A 4,217-nucleotide genomic window follows, 5' to 3' on the forward strand; every position below is an offset into this window, starting at 1 on the left:
GTGGACGTCATCGTCGTCCCCCGGGAGCATCGCAAGGGCTCAGGTGGTGACGAGCTCCCGGGGGACGACGATGACGTCCACCATGGCGCCGCGCCGCCAGACCGTCAGCTCCACCGCGCGGCCGATCGTGGCCTCCGTCAGCAGCCGCTGGAGATCACTGGGGGTGACGATGGGAACCCTGTCCAACGACAGCACGAGGTCGCCGGTGAACAGGCCCGCGCCGCCCGCCGGGCTGTCGACGGCCACCTCGGCGAGGCGGACACCGTGGCTCTGGCCGGTGCGCTCCGCGACGGCCGGCGGCAGCGGGACCCGGACCCCGGCCACGCCAAGGTAGGCCCGGCGCACCCGCCCGTAACGCATGAGCGCGGCGAGGATCTTCCGGGTCGCCGCGTTGACGGGGACGGCAAGCCCCAGCCCCACCCCGGCGACGGCGGTGTTGATCCCGACCACCCGGGCGTCGGCCGTGCCGAGCGCGCCGCCCGAGTTGCCCGGGTTCAGCGCCGCGTCGGTCTGGATGACCTCGTCGACCACCCGCACCGCGGAGCCGGCCCGGGTCGGCAGCGACCGGCCGAGTGCGCTCACGACGCCGGCCGTCACGCTGCCGGTCAGCCCGAGCGGGTTGCCGACGGCGACGACGAGCTGGCCGACCTGAAGCCCGGCGGCGTCGCCGAGCAGGGCGGCCCGCGGCGTCGCCCCGCGGGCGCGCAGCACGGCGAGGTCGGAGAGCGGGTCGGCGCCGATGACGTCGAACTCGCGCTCCGTCCCGTCCGCGAACTGGGCGAGCCCGACCGGGGCGCCACCGCCGCCGAGATGCCCCTCGACGACGTGGGCCGAGGTGAGCAGGAAACCGTCGTCGGTGAACACCACGGCCGATCCCGCCCCGGCCCCGCGCTGCGTCCGTACCCGCAGGCTGGCCACCGACGGGGTCAGCGCGGCGGCGACCCGGGTGACGATCGCCGAGTAGGCGTCCAGCGGCTCATCTGGCCGGCTGGGAAATCCCTCGTTGCTGGCGTGCATCCGACCTCCCGGACCTGCACCCGTGCGTGCACTGATTACAGCGTTACACCGCTGCACATGTGCACCAACGGCGGGCAGGCCGGCGCGATTCCCGCGATGGTCAGAAGGTGACACCGGCGAACAGGTCCCGCTCGCGGCCGTCCGGCCCGTCGCCGGGGCCGCGGGTGCCCGCCGCCAGCACGAAGTGCTCCACGCCCCACGCCCGCTGGCCGATGCCGTCCGCGAGGGCGAAGAAGAAACCGTCGACGGCCATCTGGGTCCGGTGCGCCCGCATCGCGGCGATCTTGGCGTCGAAGAACTCGGGCGCGGCGATCTCGGCGGTGATGTCGGCGTCGTCGACGAGCGTCATCGCCAGGTCGTCGACGGACTTCAGGCCGGCGAACGGGTTGCCCTGGTCGTCGGAGTCGCGAAAGTGCTCGAAGCCCGCGACCGCGCTCGAGCGGGGCAGCGCCGTCTCGTAACGCTTCCCGACCTGCCATGGCTCACCGGTGCCCGGGGCGAACGCCGGGTCGGCGGCGTCGGTGAAGGCCCGCGCGGTCACCTGATGGGCCCGAATGTGGTCGGGATGCCCGTAGCCGCCGTTCGAGTCGTAGCTGACCAGCACGTGCGGCCGGACGTCACGGACGATCCGGACCAGCTCGGCCGTGGCCTCGGCCAGATCGGCCCGCCACAGGCAGCGGGGGTGGTCGTTGGCCGGGGTGCCGATCATGCCGCTGTCCCGCCAACGGCCCGGACCGCCGAGGAAACGCTGGTCGGTGATGCCGAGCGCGGCGCAGGACCCGGCGAGCTCGCCGATCCGGTAGCCGCCGAGCTGGTCGCCGCGGTCCGCCCGCAGGTTGGTCAGCTCAGGCACCAGCACCTCGCCCTCCTCCCCCAACGTGCAGGTCACGAGGGTGACGGAGGTGTCCGCGGCCGCAGCGTAGGAGGCGATGGCGATCCCCGTGGAGATCACCTCGTCGTCGGGATGGGCGTGGACGAACATCAGCCGGCGAGCGGCCGGCGGGGTGGACGGGGCCGACGGCGTGGTAGCAGATGTCACCATCCCGACCCTACGGCCCGTCCCGGCCACAGGCCCGTCCCGGCGGGGCCGCCGACGTCCACCCGAGGCGGACACGGCGACCCCGCGCGGGAGGTCAGCGGCGGCGGGAGCGCAGCTTCTCCCGCTCCCCGGCGGTGAGCGCCACCTTGCGGAGTCGGACGAAGCCCGGCGTCACCTCGACGCACTCGTCCTCGCGGCAGAACTCCAGCGCCTGCTCGAGGGTGAGCACCCGGTGCGGAGTGAGCCGGACCAGCTCGTCGCCTGTGGACGAGCGCATGTTCGTGAGCTTCTTCTCCTTGGTCGGGTTGACGTCCATGTCGTCCGCCCGGGAGTTCTCGCCGCAGATCATGCCCTCGTAGACCTCCGTCGTCGGCCCGATGAACATCGTGCCGCGCTCCTGGAGGTTGAACAGCGCGTAGCCGGTGGCCACCCCGCTGCGGTCGGCAACCATCGAGCCGGTGGCCCGGGTCCGCAGCTCGCCGAACCAGGGCTCGTACCGGTCGAAGACGTGGTGCAGCAGGCCGGTGCCGCGGGTCTCGGTGAGGAACTCGGTCCGGAAACCGATCAGCCCGCGGGCGGGGACCAGGTACTCCAGCCGGATCCAGCCGGTGCCGTGGTTGACCATCTGCTCGACCCGGCCCTTGCGCAGCGCGAGGAGCTGGGTGAGCGTGCCGAGGAACTCCTCGGGGGCGTCGATGGTGAGGCGCTCCACCGGCTCGTGCACCTTGCCGTCGACGACCCGGGTGACCACCTGTGGCTTGCCGACGGTCAGCTCGAACTCCTCGCGGCGCATCAGCTCGACGAGGACGGCGAGCTGGAGCTCACCGCGGCCCTGCACCTCCCAGGTGTCCGGGCGCTCCGTCGGCAGCACGCGGATGGACACGTTGCCGACGAGCTCGGCGTCGAGCCGGTTCTTCACCAGCCGGGCGGTGAGCTTCTTGCCGGACCTGCCCGCCAGCGGCGAGGTGTTGATGCCGATCGTCATGCTGATCGACGGCTCGTCAACGGTGATCACCGGCAGCGGGCGGGGGTCGTCGAGGTCGGCGAGGGTCTCGCCGATGGTGATGTCGGGGATGCCGGCGATGGCGATGATGTCGCCCGGCCCGGCCTCCTCGGCGGGCACCCGGTCCAGCGCCTGGGTCATCAGCATCTCGCTGATCTTGACGCGCTGCTGGGTGCCGTCCGCGCGGCACAGGGTGGCCTGCTGGCCGCGCTTGATCGTGCCGTTGTGCACCCGGCACAGCGCGAGGCGGCCGAGGTACGGGGACGCGTCGAGGTTGGTGACCAGCGCCTGCAGCGGCGCGTCCGGGTCGAACGACGGCGCCGGGACGGTCTCCAGCAGCAGGTCGAACAGCGGCTTGAGATCCGGCGAGTCGGGGCTCGCGCCGTCGGCCGGGCGGGTCGTCGAGGCGCGGCCCGCCTTGGCGTTGCAGTAGATGATCGGGAAGTCGATCTGCTCCTCGTCGGCGTCGAGGTCGAGGAAGAGCTCGTAGGCCTCGTCGACGACCTCGGCGATCCGGGCGTCGGAACGGTCCACCTTGTTGATGACCAGCACCACCGGCAGCCGGGCCGCGAGTGCCTTGCGCAGCACGAAGCGGGTCTGCGGCAGCGGACCCTCGCTCGCGTCGACCAGCAGCAGCACGCCGTCGACCATCGACAGGCCGCGCTCGACCTCGCCGCCGAAGTCGGCGTGGCCGGGGGTGTCGATGATGTTGATCGTCATGTCGCCGTGACGGACCGCGGTGTTCTTCGCGAGAATCGTGATGCCCTTCTCGCGCTCGAGGTCCATCGAGTCCATCACTCGGTCGGTGAGCTCAGCGTGCTCGCCGAAGGCGCCGGACTGGCGCAGCATGGCATCGACGAGCGTGGTCTTGCCATGGTCGACGTGGGCGATGATGGCCACGTTACGAAGATCGGCACGAAGGGACACGGTGGGGCGCTCCGGGGCGGACGTGGGGCTCTCAACCCCGTAACAACGACGACGGCACCGTGCGAAGGACGGTGCCGGCTGGAACCGGTGACGCGAACGCCGCAGCGGAACTCCGCCACGCCGATCTGCGCCGAGGCACGCCGACGCGCCCGCCAGACGGGCACTGGCGACGTTCGTGCCACCGCCCATGGTACGGACACCTCGCCCCGGCGTGTCCGCCCCGCCACGGCC

At 72.3% G+C, this 4,217-nt stretch carries 3 protein-coding genes; all 3 read right to left on the reverse strand.

The genetic code is table 11. The features are described from left to right. Positions 1-39: 39 nt before the first annotated feature. The 3 genes from NBZ85_RS28390 to typA all read right to left on the reverse strand — a co-directional run bounded on the left by NBZ85_RS28390 (position 40) and on the right by typA (position 3,986). On the reverse strand, positions 40-1,017 hold the full coding sequence (locus NBZ85_RS28390; protein ID WP_261560284.1) for a S1C family serine protease: 978 nt from the start codon (positions 1,015-1,017) through the stop codon (positions 40-42). Between the two features lie 100 nt (positions 1,018-1,117). Next, complete coding sequence (gene mshB, locus NBZ85_RS28395; RefSeq protein ID WP_261560291.1) at positions 1,118-1,999, reverse strand: N-acetyl-1-D-myo-inositol-2-amino-2-deoxy-alpha-D-glucopyranoside deacetylase; 882 nt, start codon at positions 1,997-1,999, stop codon at positions 1,118-1,120. 151 nt (positions 2,000-2,150) lie between these two features. Continuing rightward, a complete protein-coding gene (gene typA, locus NBZ85_RS28400) occupies positions 2,151-3,986 on the reverse strand; it encodes a translational GTPase TypA (RefSeq protein ID WP_261560287.1) in 1,836 nt (611 codons plus the stop codon). Positions 3,987-4,217 lie beyond the last annotated feature (231 nt).

The organism is Frankia tisae, from assembly GCF_025403405.1.
GTDB lineage: Bacteria > Actinomycetota > Actinomycetes > Frankiales > Frankiaceae > Frankia > Frankia tisai.

Bases quoted from the DNA above. Each gene is read 5' to 3' on its own strand.
- NBZ85_RS28390 (WP_261560284.1), bottom strand. From the start codon at position 1,017: ATGCACGCCAGCAACGAGGGATTTCCCAGCCGGCCAGATGAGCCGCTG.
- mshB (WP_261560291.1), bottom strand. From the start codon at position 1,999: ATGTTCGTCCACGCCCATCCCGACGACGAGGTGATCTCCACGGGGATC.